The 19497-nt window shown below is 72.0% G+C and carries 13 protein-coding genes; 5 read left to right on the forward strand and 8 right to left on the reverse strand.

Translation table 11 applies throughout. The features are described 5' to 3' along the window. Positions 1–210 precede the first annotated feature (210 nt). Positions 211–2664: a DNA gyrase/topoisomerase IV subunit A gene (locus tag KHP12_RS16895; RefSeq protein ID WP_086884071.1), complete on the forward strand. Its 2454-nt coding sequence runs from the start codon at positions 211–213 to the stop codon at positions 2662–2664. 717 nt (positions 2665–3381) lie between these two features. On the opposite strand, the gene KHP12_RS16900 is transcribed toward KHP12_RS16895, so the two are convergent. Continuing rightward, the gene (locus tag KHP12_RS16900; RefSeq protein WP_245010183.1) at positions 3382–3708 is read right to left on the reverse strand and encodes a tetratricopeptide repeat protein; all 327 of its coding nucleotides are present in this window, start codon (positions 3706–3708) and stop codon (positions 3382–3384) included. Between the two features lie 287 nt (positions 3709–3995). On the opposite strand from KHP12_RS16900, the gene KHP12_RS16905 reads away from it, so the two are divergent. The 3 genes from KHP12_RS16905 to KHP12_RS16915 all read left to right on the forward strand — a co-directional run bounded on the left by KHP12_RS16905 (position 3996) and on the right by KHP12_RS16915 (position 7530). Then, on the forward strand, positions 3996–5015 hold the full coding sequence (locus tag KHP12_RS16905) for a ferredoxin family protein (protein ID WP_086886472.1): 1020 nt from the start codon (positions 3996–3998) through the stop codon (positions 5013–5015). 137 nt (positions 5016–5152) lie between these two features. Next, a complete protein-coding gene (locus KHP12_RS16910) occupies positions 5153–6823 on the forward strand; it encodes an ATP-binding protein (RefSeq protein WP_210609998.1) in 1671 nt (556 codons plus the stop codon). Then, complete coding sequence (locus KHP12_RS16915) at positions 6820–7530, forward strand: response regulator (RefSeq protein ID WP_086881187.1); 711 nt, start codon at positions 6820–6822, stop codon at positions 7528–7530. The genes KHP12_RS16910 and KHP12_RS16915 overlap by 4 nt, the downstream gene beginning before the upstream one ends. Before the next feature lie 50 nt (positions 7531–7580). On the opposite strand, the gene KHP12_RS16920 is transcribed toward KHP12_RS16915, so the two are convergent. The 3 genes from KHP12_RS16920 to KHP12_RS16930 form a co-directional block, all read right to left on the reverse strand. Then, positions 7581–9185: a monocarboxylic acid transporter gene (locus KHP12_RS16920; RefSeq protein ID WP_086881188.1), complete on the reverse strand. Its 1605-nt coding sequence runs from the start codon at positions 9183–9185 to the stop codon at positions 7581–7583. Further along, complete coding sequence (locus KHP12_RS16925) at positions 9182–9634, reverse strand: DUF485 domain-containing protein (RefSeq protein ID WP_208652951.1); 453 nt, start codon at positions 9632–9634, stop codon at positions 9182–9184. The genes KHP12_RS16920 and KHP12_RS16925 overlap by 4 nt, the downstream gene beginning before the upstream one ends. A gap of 219 nt (positions 9635–9853) precedes the next feature. Then, the gene (locus KHP12_RS16930; RefSeq protein ID WP_086881189.1) at positions 9854–11977 is read right to left on the reverse strand and encodes a DNA gyrase/topoisomerase IV subunit B; all 2124 of its coding nucleotides are present in this window, start codon (positions 11975–11977) and stop codon (positions 9854–9856) included. Positions 11978–12418: 441 nt separating this feature from the next. Here KHP12_RS16930 and KHP12_RS16935 point away from each other — a divergent pair, with 441 nt between their 5' ends. Beyond that, positions 12419–12649, forward strand: a complete 231-nt coding sequence (locus tag KHP12_RS16935) for a DUF7455 domain-containing protein (protein ID WP_037964812.1) — start codon at positions 12419–12421, stop codon at positions 12647–12649. Between the two features lie 225 nt (positions 12650–12874). On the opposite strand, the gene KHP12_RS16940 is transcribed toward KHP12_RS16935, so the two are convergent. The 4 genes from KHP12_RS16940 to KHP12_RS16955 all read right to left on the reverse strand — a co-directional run bounded on the left by KHP12_RS16940 (position 12875) and on the right by KHP12_RS16955 (position 19437). Continuing rightward, a complete protein-coding gene (locus KHP12_RS16940) occupies positions 12875–13705 on the reverse strand; it encodes a S1 family peptidase (protein ID WP_086881190.1) in 831 nt (276 codons plus the stop codon). Positions 13706–13909: 204 nt separating this feature from the next. Beyond that, on the reverse strand, positions 13910–15478 hold the full coding sequence (locus tag KHP12_RS16945; protein ID WP_210609996.1) for an RNA polymerase sigma factor: 1569 nt from the start codon (positions 15476–15478) through the stop codon (positions 13910–13912). A gap of 468 nt (positions 15479–15946) precedes the next feature. Next, positions 15947–16900 carry a FadR/GntR family transcriptional regulator gene (locus KHP12_RS16950; RefSeq protein WP_078559735.1) on the reverse strand — a complete coding sequence of 318 codons (954 nt, stop codon included), beginning with the start codon at positions 16898–16900 and terminating at the stop codon, positions 15947–15949. Between the two features lie 263 nt (positions 16901–17163). Then, entirely contained in the window at positions 17164–19437 is a 2274-nt protein-coding gene (locus KHP12_RS16955; RefSeq protein ID WP_211833129.1) for an ATP-binding cassette domain-containing protein, read from the reverse strand. Positions 19438–19497 lie beyond the last annotated feature (60 nt).

Raw genomic sequence — 19497 nt, forward strand, 5'->3', positions numbered from 1 at the left:
CCGTCCCGCCGAGCGGTCCCGAACCGTTTCCGCGAGCCCTCCGGCGCCGGATCCGGACCCCTCCGAGGGGGCTTCGCGCGGTGCCGCCGGGCGCGGTTCCGGGGCCGCCCGGGCCGCTCGCGCCCCGGCCCGTTCCACACTTGTCGGTGGACCGGGCCACAATGGTCCGCGTCAGATCCCGCATCGGCAGTTGAAGGAGCCCCAAGCGCGATGGCCCGCCGCCGCACGAAGACCCCGCCGCCGGACGACTTCGAGGAGCGCATCCTCGACATCGACGTCGTCGACGAGATGCAGGGCTCCTACCTCGAGTACGCCTACTCGGTCATCTACTCGCGCGCGCTGCCCGACGCCCGAGACGGGCTCAAGCCCGTGCACCGCCGCATCCTCTACCAGATGAACGACATGGGCCTGCGCCCCGAGCGCTCCTATGTGAAGTGCGCCCGCGTCGTCGGCGAGGTGATGGGAAAGCTCCACCCGCACGGCGACGCGTCGATCTACGACGCGCTGGTGCGCATGGCGCAGCCGTTCTCCATGCGCCTGCCGATGGTCGACGGCCACGGGAACTTCGGCTCGCTGGGCAACGACGACCCGCCGGCCGCGATGCGGTACACCGAGTGCCGGATGGCGTCGGCCACCTCGCTGATGACCGAGTCGATCGACGAGGACACGGTCGACTTCTCCCCGAACTACGACGGCAGCGAGCAGGAGCCCGTCACCCTCCCCGCCGCCTATCCGAACCTGCTGGTCAACGGCACGTCCGGGATCGCGGTCGGCATGGCCACCAATATGCCGCCGCACAACCTGGGCGAGGTCATCGCCGCCGCCCGCCATCTGATCAGGCACCCGGGCGCGGACCTCGACACGCTGATGCGGCATGTGCCGGGGCCCGACCTGCCCACCGGCGGCCGGATCGTGGGCATGAGCGGCATCCGGGACGCGTACGAGACGGGCCGCGGCACCTTCAAGATCCGCGCCACGGTGGCCGTGGAGGACGTGACGGCCCGCCGTAAGGGCCTCGTCGTCACCGAGCTGCCCTTCGCCGTGGGGCCCGAGAAGGTCATCTCCAAGATCAAGGACCTGGTCGGCTCGAAGAAGCTCCAGGGCATCGCGGACGTCAAGGACCTCACCGACCGTGAGCACGGGCTGCGGCTGGTCATCGAGATCAAGAACGGCTTCAACCCCGAGGCCGTGCTGGAGCAGCTCTACAAGCTCACGCCGATGGAGGAGTCCTTCGGCATCAACAACGTGGCGCTGGTGGACGGCCAGCCGCTCACGCTGGGCCTCAAGGAGCTGCTGGAGGTCTACCTCGACCACCGCTTCAATGTGGTCCGGCGGCGCAGCGAGTTCCGGCGCACCAAGCGGCTGAACCGGCTGCACCTGGTCGAGGGTCTGCTGGTGGCCCTGCTCGACATCGACGAGGTCATCCGCCTCATCCGGCAGAGCGAGAACGCGGCGGAGGCCAAGCGGTCCCTCATCGAGCGCTTCGGCCTCTCCGACATCCAGACCCAGTACATCCTGGACACCCCGCTGCGCCGGCTGACCAAGTTCGACCGGCTGGAGCTGGAGTCGGAGCGCGACCGGCTCAACGCCGAGATCGAGGAGCTGACCCGGATCCTCGACTCCGACGCCGAGCTGCGCAAGCTGGTCTCCTCCGAACTGGCCGCGGTGGCCAAGAAGTTCGGCACCCCGCGCCGCACGGTGCTGCTGGAGTCGTCGAACGCGCCGGTGACCGCGGTGCCGCTGGAGGTCGCGGACGACCCCTGCCGGGTGCTGCTGTCCTCCACCGGTCTGCTGGCCCGCACCGCCGACGGCGAGCCGTTCCCGGTCGAGGGGAAGGCCAAGCGCGCCAAGCACGATGTGATCGTCTCGGCGGTCCCGGCCACGGCCCGCGGCTCCGTGGGCGCCGTGACCTCCACCGGGCGGCTGCTGCGGCTCTCGGTGATCGACCTCCCGATGCTCCCGGAGTCGGCCGCACCCCCGAATCTGTCGGGCGGGGCGCCCATCGCCGAGTTCCTCTCCCTGGAGGACGACGAGGAGCTGATCTGCCTCACCACCCTGGACGAGTCCTCACCGGGGCTCGCGATCGGCACGGAGCAGGGCGTCGTCAAGCGCGTGGTCCCCGACTACCCCGCCAACAAGGACGAGTTGGAGATCATCGGCCTCAAGGAGGGCGACCGGATCGTGGGCGCGGTGGAGCTGTCCACCGGCGAGGAGGACCTGGTCTTCATCACCGACGACGCCCAGCTGCTGCGCTACGCGGCGAGCCAGGTGCGGCCGCAGGGCCGCGCCGCGGGCGGTATGGCAGGCGTCAAGCTCGGCTCCGGCGCCAAGGTGATCTCGTTCACGGCCGTCGACCCGGCGAGCGACGCGGTGGTCTTCACGGTCGCGGGCGCGAGCGGCACGCTCGATGACTCGGTGCAGCAGTCGGCCAAGCTCACCCCCTTCGACCAGTACCCGCGCAAGGGCCGGGCCACGGGCGGGGTGCGCTGTCAGCGGTTCCTGAAGGGCGAGGACTGCCTGGTCATGGCCTGGGCGGGCACGATCCCGGCCCGCGCGGCGGGGCCGAACGGCACCCCGGCGGCCCTGCCGGAGATCGACCCGCGCCGGGACGGCTCGGGCGAACCGCTCGCCAAGCCGGTGACGGTGGTGGCCGGGCCGGTGTAGCCGGGGCCGGGCAGGTGTAGCCGGGGCCGGGCAGGTGTAGCCGGGGCCGGGCAGGTGTAGCCGGGGCCGGGCAGGTGTAGCCGGGGCCGGGCAGGTGTAGCCGGGGCCGGGCAGGTGTAGCCGGGGCCGGGCAGGTGTAGCCGGGGCCGGGCAGGTGTAGCGGACGGGCCGGTCTGGCAGGACGGGCAGGGCTGGCGGAACGGGCCCGGACGAGCCGGGTCTGGCCCGGACGAGCAGGACGAGCGCGCAGGGGCGCGGCACCGCGAGGGTGCCGCGCACCGCGCCGTACGCGGGCACCGCAACGCCGCACGCAGACACCCGCAACGCCGTACGAGGGCACCGCACCGTACGAGGGCACCTCGCCGTACGAGGGCACCGCGACGCCGTACGCAGACACCGCGCCGTACGTGGGCACAGGCACTGCTCACCCCCTCGGGCCCGTCCGCACACGGGCCGCCCCGCTCCGGGCGTGCGGCACGGCCCGACGGGGCCCGCATGACCCGATGTGACGGCTGCCCCGCTCCTGGCGCCCGGCACGGGCCCTCGCCGCGTTGCCGGAGCGGCCCGAGTACGCCCCGCCCACGACGGGGCGAGCCTCCCCCGGACACGCGACCGCACCAGGCTTCCCCGGCTGCCGCCGGGAGCTACCCCCGCTCGCGGCCGGGCGCCCCGAAGAAGGCGGCCACCGGACGGCGGACGGGCGGACGGGCGGACGATTCAGTGGCCGCTTCCGTTGCGCCGGGCGCGCATCTGGCGGAGGGCGAGGCGCGCGCCGTCGTGGCCGCGGTCGGCCGCCCGCTGGAAGTGCCGCTCGGCCTCGCCCAGCTCGCCACGGTCCAGGTGGACGGTGCCGAGCACCACCATGGCCGAGAGATCCCCCGTCGCGGCGGCCTTACCGAGCCAGTGGACGGCCTCGGCGTACGCGCCGCGCTGCCCCAGCCCGATGCCGTAGACGGTCATCCCCCGCGGATCACCGGACTCGGCCGCCTTACGGGCGAGCGATTCGGGAATCGGCCGCCCCTCGTCGTAGGCCGCCCTCACCATGGCCCTCAGCCCGGGATCCAGCGAGCGCGCCCCGCGTCTCCCCCGGCGGCTGCGCCATCGCGCCCATAACCCACCCATATCCGCCCCCTCCGCCCCCTGGGCGTCATTTTCCCGCCTGCTCCCATCGCATGGAACGGCGAGTACGCGGCGGAATACGGACTGCCGCGCTCCGCCGCCCGGGGCCGATGGCGCCGTCCGGCTCCGATCGCTCGTCCCTCCACCACGGCTCCGGCGCGTACGTACGGCCCGGCGCGCGCTCTCGATCAAGAGAGGTTAGGCTTACCTTCGTGAGCACGTGCGCGACCGCCTCCCGCGACCTGTCCGAGCCGCTCGCCGGGACGGCGGCCACCGCCTCCACCTGGCTGCTGGTGGAACAGCCCGGACCCTGGGGCACCGAGGCCCTCACCGCCAGCCGGCTCGACCCGGCCGTAGGGCGCGCCCTGGAGCGCGCCGCCGAGGGCACCGGCGTACGGGTCGCGCTGATCCGCCGCCCCGGCCGCCACGCCGATCTGCACACCGGCGCCCGGCACCGGGTGTTCGTGGCCCACACCCGGCCCGGCCGCTCCTGGATCCGCACCACCGCCCTGGACGACCCGGCGCGGCTGCTCGGCCTGGATCTCACCGCGCTGGGCGCGGGCGACCCCGGCGGGCTCACCCTTCGGCCCCACGAGCCCCACAAGCCCAACGAGCCCCATGACCCCGCCGCTGACCCCGCCGCCTGGGAGGAGTACACCGGCGATCCACTGGTGCTGGTGTGCACCAACGGCAAGCGCGACCGCTGCTGCGCCCTCCTCGGCCGCCCGCTGGCCGGTGAGCTTGCCGCCTCCGGGGTCCACGGCACCTGGGAGATCACCCATATCGGCGGCCATCGCTTCTCCCCCACCCTCGTCGTGCTGCCCCACGGCTACACCTACGGCCGTGCCACCGCGCAGGGCGTCAAGGACGTCATCGAGGCGCTGCGGAACGGCCGGGTGGTCACCGACGGCTGCCGCGGCCGCTCCGCCTGGGAGCGCCCCGGCCAGGCGGCGGAGCTGGCCGTCCGCGAGCTGACCGGCGAGGACGGGACCGACGCGCTGACCGTCGTACGGACCGAGGGCGAGGCCCCGGTCTGGTCCGTGACCGTCGCGCACCGCGACGGCCGGGCCTGGCGCGTGAGCGTCGCACAGCTCGCCGCGGCGCCGCCGCGGCCGGAGAGCTGCGGGCTCCCCCTAGGCTCCCCGGCCCGGATGGAGGTCGTCGGGATCCGGACCGCCCGGCGGCCCGCGCACACGCACGGCGTACGGGCGATGGCCGCCGGGCGCCTCTGACGCCCCGGGCGACGCTCTCGTAAGCCCGCACCCACCCCCGTAGCACCCCGGGACCGCCGCTCCCGGGCCTCTCCGCGGGCGCCTCCCCAGGTCCTGCCCCGGCCCCTCCCACCCGCGCTTGGTTACCCTTCGTTGCCATGAGCGCCGCGATACCGCCGGGGCCGGCAGCCACGGCCACAAGGTGGCGCATCGGCTGGCCCCGACGCGTCTTCTCCCAGGTCCTGCTGATGCAGCTGGCCATCGCCACGGGTGTCACCGTGCTCGCGACCGGCCTCTTCCTCGCGCCGCTCAGCGACCACCTCGACGACCAGGCCATGCGCCGCGCCCTCGCCATCGCCCAGACCACGGCCGCCGAGCCCCGGATGGCCGACGCGCTCCAGCACACCCGGCCCACCCCCGGCGGGCCGGTGCAGACCGAGGCGGAGCGCATCCGCCGGGCGACCGGCGCCGAATATGTCGTGATCATGGACCGGCGCGGGGTGCGCTGGTCCCACACCTCCCCGGACGAGATCGGGAAGCATGTCTCCACCGACCCCACCGAGGCCCTCGAGGGCCGGGAGGTCATGGAGATCGACGACGGCACCCTCGGCAGGTCGGCCCGCGGCAAGGTACCCCTGCGCACGGGGGACGGCCATATCGTGGGCGCCGTCTCCGTGGGCATCTCCTACGAGAGCGTGCGCGCCCGGCTCGTCGCCGCGGTCCCGGAGATGCTCGCCTACGCGGGCGGCGCGCTCGCGGTCGGCGCCCTGGCCGCGTACATGGTCTCCCGCCGGCTCCAGCGACGCACCCATGACCTGGCCTTCTCCGATATCTCGGCGCTGCTGGCCGAACGCGAGGCGATGCTGCACGGCATCCGGGAGGGCGTCGTCGCCCTCGACGCCCACGGCCGCATCCGCCTGATCAACGACGAGGCCCAGCGGCTGCTTGATCTGCGCCCCGAAGACACCGGGCAGCACCTGGAGGCGGTGCTGTCCCCAGGTCGTACGACCGATGTGCTGTCCGGGCGGGTCACCGGCGCCGATCTGCTGACCGTCAGCGGCGGCCGGGTGCTGGTCGCCAACCGGATGCCGACGGACGACGGCGGCGCGGTGGTCACCCTGCGTGACCGCACCGAGCTGGAGCGGCTGGGCCGCGAGCTGGACGGCACCCGGGGCCTGATCGACGCCCTACGGGCCCAGGACCATGAGCACGCCAACCGGATGCACACCCTCCTCGGCCTGATCGAACTCGAACTGCACGACGAGGCGATGGAGTTCATCACCGAGGCGATCGGGGTGCACCGGGCCACCGCCGAGCAGGTCACCGAGCGGGTGCACGATCCGCTGCTGGCCTCCCTGCTGGTCGGCAAGGCCACGGTCGCCACCGAACGCGGCGTCTCGCTGTCCGTCGCCGGGGACAGCCTGCTGCCCAACCGGCTGGTGGACCCACCGGGAGTGGTGACGATCGTCGGCAACCTCATCGACAACGCCCTGGACGCGGCGGTCGGTTCGGCGGAGCCGCGGGTCGAGGTGGAGCTGTGCGCCGACGACCGTACGGTGCTGCTGCGGGTCTCCGACACCGGCCCCGGGATCCCCGCCGACCGGCGCGACGTGGTCTTCACCGAGGGCTGGTCGACCAAGGAGCCGCCCGCCCACGGCAAGCGCGGCATAGGGCTCGCGCTGGTCCGCCGCCTCGCCGAACGCCAGGGCGGCAGCGTCCGCGTGTCCGACCGCGAGGGCGGGGGCGCGGAGTTCACCGTCGTCCTCCCCGAGGCGCTGGCCGAACAGCCGGCCGGGCCACCGCTGACCGCGACAGGAGAGCCACGATGACCCTTGGAACCGGACCGGGCGGGCCCCTGGAGGTGCTGGTCGTGGACGACGACGTCCGGGTGGCCCGGGTCAACGCCGCGTACGTCGGCAAGGTGGCCGGATTCCGCGTCGCCGGGCAGGCGCACACCGCCGCCGAGGCGCTGGCCTTCCTGGCGGGCCCCCAGGGCGCCCGCGTCGACCTGGTGCTGCTCGACCACTATCTGCCGGACGGGACGGGGCTGTCGCTGGTGCGGCGGCTGCGGCAGCTCGGCCATCACACCGACATCATCATGGTGACCGCCGCCCGCGACATCGCGACCGTCCAGGCGGCCATGCGCCATGGCGCGCTCCAGTACCTGGTCAAGCCGTTCACCTTCGCGGGGCTGCGGGCCAAGTTGGAGGGGTACGCGGCACTGCGCCGCGCCCTTGAGGGCGACGGCGAGGCCGGGCAGGACCAGGTGGACCGGATCTTCGGCGCCCTGGGCGGCGCCTCGGCCGGGCCCGCGGAGCTGCCCAAGGGCCATTCCGCGCTCACCGCCGATCTCGTACGGGAGGTGCTGCGGGGCGCGGAGGGCCCGCTGTCGGCGCAGGAGGTGGCCGAGCGCTCCTCGCTCAGCAGACAGACCGCACAGCGCTATCTGAAGCTGCTTGAGCGCACGGGCCGGGTGCGGCTGAGCCTGAAATACGGCGAGACCGGCCGCCCCGAGCACCGCTACGACTGGGTCTGAGCCCTTCCCCACCTCAGGCCGCGCCCGCCACCTCAGGCCCCGCCCCCGTCTCAGGCCGCGCCCGCCCCGGTGAGCGCCCGCACCTCCGTCTCGGCGTGCTCGGCGGCATGGCCGGGGAGATCCGCGGGGGCGGGTGAGGTGACCGTCCCGAGCCAGCCCGCGAGGAACCCGAGGGGCACCGAGACCAGCCCCGGGTTCTGGAGCGGGAAGAGGTGGAAGTCCACCCCGGAGAAGATCGCGTCCGGGCCGCCGGAGACCACCGGGGACAGCACCACCAGCACCACCGCCGGAAGCAGCCCCCCGTAGACCGACCAGACCGCGCCCCGCGCGGTGAACCGCCGCCAGAACAGCGAGTACAGCAGCACCGGGAGGTTCGCCGACGCGGCGGCGGCGAACGCGAGCCCCACCAGGAACGCCACATTGAGGTCCTCGGCGAGCAGCCCCAGCCCGATCGCGGCCGCCCCGATCCCCACCGCCGCGATCCGCGCGACCACCACCTCGCCGCGCTGGGTGCGGCCCGCCCGCCTGCTCAGCGAGGCGTAGAGGTCATGGGCGACGGAGGCCGAGGAGGCGAGGGTGATCCCGGCGACGACGGCCAGGATGGTGGCGAAGGCGATCGCGGCGACGACCGCGAACAGCACGGTGCCCCCGGTCGATCCGGCGCCGCCCCCGAGGTCGAGCGCGAGCAGCGGAACGGCCGTGTTCCCGGCCGCGTTGGAGGTTCGTACGGCATCGGTGCCCAGCACGGCGGCCGCGCCGAAGCCGAGCACGATCGTCATCAGGTAGAAGCCGCCGATCAGCCAGATGGACCAGATCACCGAGCGGCGGGCGGCCCGGGCGGTGGGCACGGTGTAGAAGCGCGAGAGGATGTGCGGCAGCCCGGCGGTGCCCAGCACCAGGGCGAGGCCGAGGCTCACGAAGTCCAGCCGGGCGGTCCAGCCGCCGCCGTACTTGAGCCCGGGGGCGAGGAAGTCCACGCCGCGGCCGCTGTTCCGCGCGGCGGTGCTGAGCAGGGTGTCGAGATCGCCGCGGAAGCGGACGAGGACCAGGGCGGTCAGCGCGATCGCCCCGCCCATCAGCAGCACGGCCTTCACGATCTGGATCCAGGTGGTGGCGCGCATCCCGCCGAGCGCCACGAAGACCACCATCAGGGTGCCCACGCCGATCACCGTCCAGGCGCGGGCACGGCCGCCCGTCTCCCCGAGCAGCAGGGCGACCAAACTGCCCGCGCCGACCATCTGGGCCACGAGATAGAGCACACAGACCGTGACCGACGAGATGCCCGCGGCGATCCGGACCCGGCGCTCCCGCATCCGGGCGGCCAGCACATCGGCCAGGGTGAACCGGCCGCAGTTGCGGACCAGTTCGGCCACCAGCAGCAGGACCACCAGCCAGGCCACGAAGAAGCCCACGCAGTACAGCACCCCGTCATAGCCGAAGAGCGCGATCAGGCCGGAGATCCCGAGGAAGGACGCGGCGGACATGTAGTCACCGGCGATGGCGAAGCCGTTCTCCATCGGGGAGAACAGCCGCCCGCCCGCGTAGAACTCCTCCGGCGAGCCGTGCCGGCGCCCCGCCCAGGTGGTGATGGCCAGGGTGGACGCCACGAAGACGCCGAAGAGCAGCAGCGCCAGGTTCCGCTGATCGCCGGTCACCGCCCGTGCCCCCGCATCATCTCCTGCGTCACCCAGCGGAGTTCGAGCGCGACCCGGTCCCGGCGCAGCCGTGCGTGCCGGGCGTACACCCAGGTCAGCAGGAAGGTGGTGGCGAACTGCGCGAGCCCCGCGACCATCGCCACATTGAGCGTGCCCACAACTGGGCGGGCCATCAGCCGGGGTGCGGTGGTGGCCGCGACGACATACGCGAGGTACCAGATGAGGAACGCTGCGGCCGCGGGGAACACGAACCGGCGGTAGCGCCGGCGCACCTCCTGGAACGCGGCGCTGCCGTGCACCTCCGTGTAGACCGCCTGGGCGGCGGGCGGACGCGCACGCCTGGGTTCACCCTCCGTGTCGTCCGCCTCACCCCAGCCGGACGCGAGCGCGTCGTACCACGGGTCCTCCAGCCGCGCCGCTCCCGTGTCGCGCGCGTTGTGCATGTCCACCCCGAACACTCCTTGTTCACTGCGGCATTCGCCGCGTGACCAAGGATGTGCAGATCAGAGAGATCCAGAGCCGTTCAATACCGGACCTTCACCCCATCAGGTGACTCAGGTGATGAACAGCCCGGAAACGGCACTACAGGAGTGAGTAGCGCGGGGAAACGCCGGCGGGGTCTCCCGGGTGGGAGACCCCGCCGGACCGGCCCTGCCGAGGGCCGGGCGTCAGACGTCGATGCGCGACCGGTCCAGGGTCGCCGCCGAGTTGGTGATGAACTCCTTACGGGGCGCGACCTCATTGCCCATGAGCAGGTCGAAGGCGCGCTCGGCGGCCTCCAGGTCGCTGATGTTGATGCGCCGCAGGGTGCGGTGGCGCGGGTCCATCGTGGTCTCCGCGAGCTGGTCGGCGTCCATCTCACCGAGACCCTTGTAGCGCTGGATGCCGTCCTTGTAGCGGATCTCCCGGCGCTCCAGGTCCAGCAGCGTCTCCCGCAGCTCGTTGTCCGAGTATGTGTAGAGGTACTTCTCCTGGCCACGCTTGGGGTTGACCAGCTCCACCCGGTGCAGCGGCGGCACCGCCGAGAAGACCCGTCCCTGCTCGACCATCGGCCGCATATAGCGCTGGAAGAGTGTCAGCAGCAGACAGCGGATGTGGGCGCCGTCGACATCGGCGTCCGCGAGGAAGATCACCTTGCCGTAGCGCGCCTGGTCGATGTCGAACGTACGGCCCGACCCCGCCCCTATGACCTGGATGATCGCTCCGCACTCGGCGTTCTTCAGCATGTCGGAGACGGACGACTTCTGGGTGTTGAGGATCTTGCCGCGGATCGGCAGCAGCGCCTGGAACTCGGAGTTCCGGGCGAGCTTGGCCGTACCGAGCGCCGAGTCCCCCTCGACGATGAACAGCTCGCTGCGGTCCACATCATCACTGCGGCAGTCGGCCAGCTTCGCGGGCAGCGAGGAGGACTCCAGCGCGGTCTTACGGCGCTGTGCCTCCTTGTGCTGACGGGCGGCGATGCGCGTACGGGCCGCGGCCACGACCTTCTCCAGGATGGCGCGGGCCTGCTGCTTGTCGTCCCGCTTGGAGGAGGTCAGGAACGCCTTGAGCTCCTTGGAGACCACATTGGCCACGACGCGGGAGGCCGCCGAGGTGCCCAGCACCTCCTTGGTCTGGCCCTCGAACTGCGGCTCCGCCAGCCTTACGGTCACCACCGCCGTCAGGCCCTCCATGGCGTCGTCCTTGACGACGTCGTCCTCGGCGACCCGCAGCAGCTTGGTGGCGCGCAGCGCCTCGTTCACCGTCCTGGCGATCGAGCGCTCGAAGCCGGAGACGTGAGTGCCGCCCTTGGGGGTGGCGATGATGTTGACGAAGGACTTGACCGTCGTGTCGTAGCCGGTGCCCCAGCGCAACGCGATGTCGACACCCAGGTCGCGGGTGACCTCGGTCGGGGTCATGTGGCCGTGCTCGTCGAGGACCGGCACGGTCTCCTTGAAGGTGCCCTGTCCGGACAGCCGCAGCACATCGCAGACGGGCTTGTCCTGGGCGAGGTACTCACAGAACTCGCTGATCCCCCCGTCGTACCGGAAGGTCTCCTCGACCGGCCCCTCCTGCCCCTCCAGACCCCGCTCGTCCCGGACCACCAGGGTGAGCCCCGGCACCAGGAACGCGGTCTGCCGGGCGCGCGCGTACAGCGTCTCCACGGAGAGCTTGGCGTCCTTGAGGAAAATCTGGCGGTCCGCCCAGTAACGGGTGCGGGTGCCGGTGCGGGTCTTGGGAACCCTCTTGCCCTTGAGGAGGCCGCTGGACGGGTCGAACGGGGCGTCCGGCCCGGACTCGGTGAAGATCCCGGGGACGCCGCGGCGGAAGCTGATCGCGTGGGTCCTGCCGTTGAGGTCCACCTCCACGTCGAGACGGGCGGACAGCGCGTTCACCACGGAGGCGCCGACGCCGTGCAGACCGCCGGAGGCCGCGTACGCGCCGCCGCCGAACTTTCCGCCGGCGTGCAGCTTGGTCATCACCAGCTCGACGCCGGACAGCCCCGTCTTGGGCTCGATGTCCACCGGGATCCCCCGGCCGTTGTCCCGCACCTCCACGGATCCGTCGTCGTGGAGGATCACCTCGATGTGATCGCAGAAGCCGCCCAGGGCTTCGTCCACCGAGTTGTCGATGATCTCCCAGAGGCAGTGCATGAGACCACGGCTGTCGGTGGAGCCGATGTACATGCCGGGGCGCTTGCGCACCGCCTCGAGCCCCTCGAGGACGAGAAGGTGCCGCGCGGTGTAGTTACCGCCGCCCCGGTCTGCTCCGGTCAGCAGCGCAGTGGACGGCACGGACGTGTCGGCGGTCACGCGGTTCGCTCCTCGCTGAATTTCTGGTTGGCCCGGCTGTGGGCACGATGGTGGCATGGTCGCCCGACAGAGCGTACCGAGGCCTGATAGAGCCTTTGTGCCGCCACCCATGGAAACGTCCATGCTAGTCGCACTGGCCACCGTTTCGCTCGTACGTTCGATAGCTCGCGGCGGTGCCGCACAGATCACGTTCCCTTTCAGGCATGAACCATTTAGGCTCCGGGCACGTCCTCATTCACAACCGGCAACCCGGCCGGGAGGGCAAACCAGACAATCGACGCGAAGCATCAAAGCTAGGCAATACGGCTCATTCGCCGCCAAACGTCACCATCCGGCCTACTCAGAAGCAACTTTTGGGAAAAAGCCACGAGCGGGAACGATTTCAGGCTGGTTGGATGTTGACCCTGGTACGACAGCTCGTCGAGCTAGAGAAGAGGCGACGTGACTACTGTTCTGACCCCCGCGAGCCCGTTGACGGCCGCTGACCGCTGCGATCGCTGCGGCGCCCAGGCGTACCTGCGCGTCGTGCTGATCAGCGGTGGTGAACTGCTCTTCTGCGCCCACCACGGGCGCAAGTTCGAGCCGGAACTCAAGAAGATCGCCGCGGAAATACAGGACGAGACCGAGCGACTCACGGCCGTTCCGGCGTCCGCGTCCGAGGACGAACGCTGACGCCTCATACCCACGACGACGAGCGACGCCGGCCCAGGGCCGGATTCCGGGCGGTCTGCCCCCTGACCGGGGCGGCCGCCCACGCTCGTATCGTGGGTCTCTCCGCGGTTTCAGCGCTTTCGGCGCCCTCGGCATGACGCAAGGGCCCTGCGGGGCTCGCCCAGGGACCCCTTCCAGGCCCTTCCACAGGCGCCCCCGGGCCCACAGGCACCTCCGGGCTCCGCGTCAGTCATGGGCGGCCACCAGACCCGCCACCGAGGAGATCCTCGTGTAGACGCCGGGCCGCCCCGCCACGGCGCATCCACTCCCCCAGGACACCAGGCCCACCAGCCGCCCCCGGACCACCAGAGGCCCTCCACTGTCCCCCTGGCAGGCATCCCGGCCCCCGTCCGGCAGCCCCGCGCAGACCATGGAGCGCGGGTCGTAGTCCCCCTCGGCGTTGCCCGGATAGGCGCTCTCACAGACGCTGTCGGCCAGCACCTGGACCGTCGCGGTGCGCAGCGACGAGGCATAGGTTCCATCGCCCTCCGTATCGCCCCAGCCGTACACCGCGGCCCGCTCACCCGGCTGGTACGCCTTGTCGCCGGTGGCCGCCATACGGATCGTGTAGGCCGCGGGCACCGCGACCCCCAGGGTGAGCACCGCGATGTCCCCGGCCCTGTTGTCGCCCTCGTACGCCGGATTGACCCACACACGCGCGAGCGGGTACTCCACCCCGTCCTTCTTGCGCAGGTCGTTACGACCGATGATCACCTTCAGGTCCCGTACCTCCCGCCAGTCCTTGCCGAGCACCCCACGACTCAGGCAGTGGGCCGCCGTGACCACCGTTGTGGGGCCCACCACCGCCCCGCCGCAGAACTGGCCCGACCTCTTCTCCCCGAAGAGCGCACGGCTGGCCACGGCCACCGCCCAGGGCGCCTCGACCGTACGGGCCGGATGCCCGCCGATCACCACCCGGTCGGCCGTCGCCGGGGCGGGCGCGGTGAGCACTATCGCGAGCGCGGCGGCCAGCGGCACCGCCAGGGCGATGAGGAGCGAGCGGGGCGACCTGGACATGCGGCCTCCTGACCATACGGAGCAAGACGCATACTCAGCGTTACCCCCTCTGTCGCGAAGCGCATCCCGAGTGGGCCCAAGCGGGGAACGGGACGCCGGGGGACTTGGCACCGCGCAGCGCGAAGGCCGGGCTCCCTCGGAGGGAGCCCGGCCTTCGCGCTGTACCGCTTACGCCGTAAGGCGGCTATGAAGCGGCGGTCCGCATCAGTCCAGGTAGTCGCGGAGGACCTGGGAGCGGGACGGGTGGCGCAGCTTCGACATCGTCTTGGACTCGATCTGACGGATGCGCTCACGCGTCACGCCGTAGACCTTGCCGATCTCGTCGAGAGTCTTCGGCTGACCGTCGGTGAGGCCGAAGCGCATCGAGACCACGCCCGCCTCGCGCTCGCTGAGCGTGTCGAGCACGGAGTGCAGCTGCTCCTGGAGCAGGGTGAAGCTGACCGCGTCGGCCGGGACGACCGCCTCGGAGTCCTCGATGAGGTCACCGAACTCGCTGTCGCCGTCCTCGCCCAGCGGGGTGTGCAGCGAGATCGGCTCACGGCCGTACTTCTGGACCTCGATGACCTTCTCGGGGGTCATGTCGAGCTCCTTGGCCAGCTCCTCCGGAGTGGGCTCACGGCCCAGGTCCTGGAGCATCTGGCGCTGAACGCGCGCCAGCTTGTTGATGACCTCGACCATGTGCACCGGGATACGGATGGTGCGGGCCTGGTCGGCCATGGCGCGGGTGATCGCCTGACGGATCCACCAGGTGGCGTACGTGGAGAACTTGTAGCCCTTGGTGTAGTCGAACTTCTCGACCGCGCGGATCAGACCGAGGTTGCCCTCCTGGATGAGGTCCAGGAAGAGCATGCCGCGGCCCGTGTAGCGCTTGGCCAGCGAGACCACCAGACGGAGGTTGGCCTCCAGGAGGTGGTTCTTGGCGCGGCGGCCGTCCTCGGCGATGATCTCCAGCTCGCGCTTGAGCTTGGGGGCCAGCTTGTCGGAGTTGGCGAGCTTGTCCTCGGCGAACAGACCGGCCTCGATGCGCTTGGCGAGCTCGACCTCCTGCTCGGCGTTGAGCAGCGGGACCTTGCCGATCTGCTTGAGGTAGTCCTTGACCGGGTCGGCGGTGGCACCGGCCGCGGCGACCTGCTGCGCGGGGGCGTCGTCCTCGTCCTCGTCGGAGAGCACGAAGCCCGCGTTCTCCGGCTCGGCCTCGGCGCCCTCGGGGCCGGGCTTGCCCGGTGCCTCCTCGATGACGTCCTCGCCCTCGAGGAGCTCGTCGGTGACGTCCTTCTTGGCGGTGGTCTTCTTCGCGACCGTCTTCTTGGCGGCGGCGGTGGTGGCCTTCTTGGCGACCGTCTTCTTGGCCGCGGTCTTCTTGGCGGCGGCCTTCTTCGCGGGGGCGGCCGCGACCTCACCGGCCGGGGCGGCGCCCGGGTCCGCGGTGGGGGCGACCGGGGCGGCGGGGGCCTTCTTGGCGGTGACCGTCTTGGCCGCGACAGTCTTGGTGGCGGTGCGCTTTGCCGGGCTCTTCGCTGCGACGCTCTTACGGGTGCGTTTGGGCGCCTCTGCGGCACTGACCATCAGCGTCACACCCTCCTCGTCGAGGATCTGGTTGAGGCTGCGCAGTACGTTCTTCCACTGGGTTGGCGGAATCTGGTCAGCCTCGAAGGCCCGGCGCACATCGTCGCCGGCGATCTGCCCCTCAGCCTTTCCCCGCTCGATGAGCGCCATGACAGACTCCGACTCGGCGATCTCCGGCGGGAGCGTACGGGATGTGCTGGCCGACACGAACAACCTCTCGGAACGTTGGAAACGGCTTCCGGCTCAGTCCACTGGGGACCGGAGCCGACGACCGCCGGCAGGGATGAACCGACGGCGCGGGCGGAGTGCGGAGGAGTACAGCGTTTTGAGCGACATCCGTATTCCCTCCGCGGCTGCCACCTCTTTAATCATCGCGCTGCCCCAAAGAGCGTTACGCCCAATACTCGTGGCCCGAGTCACACCCCATAACGGTCTTAATGCCCATCCAACGGGACAGAAAACTCCCAATCGCACACCGATGGGAGCCACACGGCGCCGATCGACCAGATCGCGCCGCGCCGCCGAACCCGCGACGCGGGATCCGGCGACGCCCTCTCGTACGCCGTACGGCATCCATCGGGCCGGAACTCGCCGCCTACCGACACCGCCTTGCCGTACGTCGTACGCCGCACGCTCCGGACGCCCGGCGCTCCGGGCGACCGGACGCGCCGCGGATCAGTGCTCGCGCGGCGCGGGCACCCCGACCTCGGCATGATCGAGATCCGGGTGGACGGTCAGCAGCTGGCGCATCGCCGCCTCGGCCGCCGCGGCGTCGCCCTCGCCGACCGCCTCGACGATCCTGCGGTGATGGGCGACCCCCGCCTCGGTGAGGCGGTCGCAGCCGGAGACCGGGGCCCCGGAGACATGGAGCGCGGCGGCGACGATGCCCGCCAGGTGCTCCAGCATCCGATTGCCCCCGACCTGGAGCAGCAGCGCGTGGAACTCGGCGTCGGCGCGGGAGAAGGTGAGGGCGTCACCCTGGGCCAGCGCGTGGCTCATGATCTCGACCATGTCGCCGAGCCGCTGCTGCACCTCCTCGCGGCCGTGCCCGGCGGCGAGCCGGGCGGCCAGCGGCTCGATGGTCCAGCGCAGCTCGCACAGCTCACGGCGCTGGTCGTCACGCTGCGGGCCGAAGGCGCGCCACTCGATGATGTCCGGATCGAGCAGGTTCCAGTCGCTGACCGGACGGACCCGGGTGCCCACATTGGGGCGGGCGCTGACCAGGCCCTTGGCCTCGAGGACGCGCAGCGATTCCCGTACGACGGTGCGGGAGACCTCGAAGCGCTGACCGATCTCCTCGGGGACGAGCGGACGGTCCGCGCCCAGGTCACCGGAGACGATCATCTGGCCCAGCTGCTGAACGAGTTGGCCGTGCAGCCCGCGGCCCCGGTTGCCGGCCGCGCGTCGGCCCACCCGGCCGATCTCCGCCTCGGCACCGTCCCAGGAGGAGGGGGCGCTGCCGCGGTCGGCGCCGGGGGCTTCGGCGTAGGAGTAGCGGTCAAGCTCGCCCGAACCGGCCAGGCCGGAGTCGGCGGGGCGAGCCGCGGTCATCGTGGTGTGCGCAAGGGTACTCACGCATCCTTTGTCGGCGACGCCTCGGAAGCCCTTGAGGTCTTTGGTGAAAAGCACACGAAAGGGTGATCGCCCATTACCTCACAATTGACGCTCAATCAGACAGAAAGAAGCATCCTTCGGGGAGTTGCGAGCAGCTCGCGCGACGGCTGTACGAATCCGCTCCGGGCCTGATCCACTGGCCTGGGGACGGGCGACTGGCTGCGCACGAGCCAGGCGGCCGCTGGGCCGAGCGGGCGGCGGGGCGGGCATCGGAGCGGGCGGGCGGTCGACGGGGCGGGCGTGGGCGCCCGGCGCGGGGCGGGTGCTGCCGGCGGGTGCTACTGGCGGGTGCTCTTGCCGCGCAGACCGGTGAGGGCGTAGGCGCACAGCAGGACGGCCACCGACAACATCAGCGCCTGTCCGACCGGTTGGGAGGCGAGCCGCAGCGCGACCGCCAGCCCTCGGTCGATCAGGGAGGGCGACCGGTCCAGCGTCGCCGCGCGCAGCCGGTGCGGCAGCATGACCAGCGAACGCAGCGACGGGTCCTGCCCGGCGCGCTGGACGACGGGCACCGCGAGGATCGGCACGGCGAGCAGGGTGGCCAGCCCGAGCGCGGTGGAACGGAAGACTCCGGCGGCGAGCAGCCCGGCCCACGACGAGCCGATGGTCAGGCCGAAGACGCCGACCACCAGCGCGGGCCAGTCGCCCGGCAGCGGTACCGCGTTGCCGCCCACGAGCAGCAGGAGCGCCGCGCTGTCGAGCACGATGACGCCGAGCGACAGCAGGACGGCACCGGCCGCGCAGACCGCGAATTTGGCGGCCAGCAGCCCGAGTCGGCGGGGCACCGCGTCCCGGGTCGCGGCCAGTGCCGGAAAGCGGAACTCGTCGCCGAAGGCGAGGGCGCCCAGGAGACCGGCCGCGATGGCGACGGGAGGCAGCGGGAGGTCGGCGGGCCAGCCGGTGAGCCGGTGCAGCTCCCCGGTATCACCGGCGCGGGCGAGCAGCACGGAGGCGAGGAGGGAGGCCACGATGGAGGCGACGCCGATCAGCCAGCCGGTCCGTACGCCCGTGGCGCGGCGCACCTCGTAACGCATCGGCCAGGCGGGGCCGGGGAAGCGGAGCTTGGGGAGCAGCCGCAGCGGGGGCGCCTCGGGGTCGCGGGCGCGAGCGGCCGCGGGAGTCCCCGGGCCCAGATCGGCGGTCTCCTCGACCAGCCGGTGGACCACGATGCCGTGGCGGTAGGCGGTCTCCCCGACCGATGCGGGGGACAGGCCGTAGACGGAGATATGGGTGTCGTCGTCCCGCACCACGGAGAACGGGTCGGCGGGCGTGGCGACCGGCTCCTCCTCGGCCTCGGCTCCGACTCCAACCCCGACCTCGACCCCGACCCCGGCGCCGACGGCGATCCCGGTCCGCGTGCGGGCCGCTTCGGCGCCAGCCGCGTCGGTGTCGGCAGCGGGGGCGGGGATGGCGGCGGGTGCGGGGGCTGGTGCGGGGGTGGTGGCTGGTGCGGGGGTGGTGGCAGCCTTGTCCGCCGGGTTTGCCGTGTCTGCCTTGTTGGCCCTGGTCGCCTTGCCGCCGGCCGGCTTGTCGTTGATCGCCTTGTCGTTGACCGTCTTGTCGTTGACCGCGGCTTCCGCGGTGGCCTTCTTCGCCTCGGCCGCGGCGGAGCCCCGGGTGGCGAACGGGGCCATCCTGACCTTGCGCCAGATCGCCCTCTTCCTGGCCTTGGGCCCGGCGCTCTCGGCCTTGACGACATCGCCCCCGTCGGCCACGTCGGGCTGGGCGACGTCGGCGGCCTGAGCGGCCTCGGCCTTGGCCGCGAGCTCGGCCGCCACCCGGGCCTCCTCCGCCGCCTGTGCCTCGGCCAACTGCCGGGCGGCCTCGACCTCCTCTTCCAGGACGGCGGCGAGGCGGCCGACGAGCGGCGAGTGGACGACGACACGGGGGCGCAGCCTGGTGCGGGCGAACTCGTCCACCGGCTGATCGGCCACCAGCCGCCCCGATTCCAGGGTGAGCACCTGGTCCGCGAGGCGGATCACACCCTCGGCGTCCTCGGTGGCGACGAGGACGGCGCCGCCCTGGGAGGCGAATTGACGCAGCAGCCTGTACAGCCAGGCGGTCTCCCGGGCCGACAGGCCCCGCGCGGGCTCGTCGAGGACCAGGGTGTGCGGGTCCCCCAGCAGCGCGGTGGCGATCCCGAGACGACGCTCCGCCCCGGTCGACAGATCACCGAGACGCTCGTCCGCCAGATCGGTGAGGCCGACCACATCGAGCACGACATCGGCGCGTGCGGCAGCTACCCCGGCCGCGGCACCGAGCATCCTCAGATGCCCCCGCACGGTGCGGCCAGGGTGGCCCGGGACGTCCTCGAGGAGAACGCCGATCTCATGAGCCGGGCGCCGGATGCGGTGCAGGGGGCGGCCCCGGAAGAAGGCGGAGCCATGGCCCCGGTCGAGCTGTAGCAGAAGCCGCAGCGCGGTGGTCTTGCCCGCGCCGGGGCCGCCGAGCAGTGCGGTGACCCGGCCCGCCGGGGCCTCGAAGGTGAGGTCGTCGACAACGGGCGGATGGTTGCGGCGGGGGGTGCTGGTCAGTCCGGTGGCCTGGATCATGGCTTCTCCCGCGGGGCATGGAACCGCTCGATGGCACGTGGGGACTGGTGGCGTACCGGA

The sequence above is a fragment of the Streptomyces asiaticus genome (assembly GCF_018138715.1).
Taxonomy (GTDB): Bacteria; Actinomycetota; Actinomycetes; order Streptomycetales; family Streptomycetaceae; genus Streptomyces; species Streptomyces asiaticus.

Coding starts and splice junctions, on each gene's coding strand:
- KHP12_RS16895 (WP_086884071.1), top strand. CDS start 211: ATGGCCCGCCGCCGCACGAAGACCCCGCCGCCGGACGACTTCGAGGAG.
- KHP12_RS16900 (WP_245010183.1), bottom strand. CDS start 3,708: ATGGTGAGGGCGGCCTACGACGAGGGGCGGCCGATTCCCGAATCGCTC.
- KHP12_RS16910 (WP_210609998.1), top strand. CDS start 5,153: ATGAGCGCCGCGATACCGCCGGGGCCGGCAGCCACGGCCACAAGGTGG.
- KHP12_RS16915 (WP_086881187.1), top strand. CDS start 6,820: ATGACCCTTGGAACCGGACCGGGCGGGCCCCTGGAGGTGCTGGTCGTG.
- KHP12_RS16940 (WP_086881190.1), bottom strand. CDS start 13,705: ATGTCCAGGTCGCCCCGCTCGCTCCTCATCGCCCTGGCGGTGCCGCTG.
- KHP12_RS16955 (WP_211833129.1), bottom strand. CDS start 19,437: ATGATCCAGGCCACCGGACTGACCAGCACCCCCCGCCGCAACCATCCG.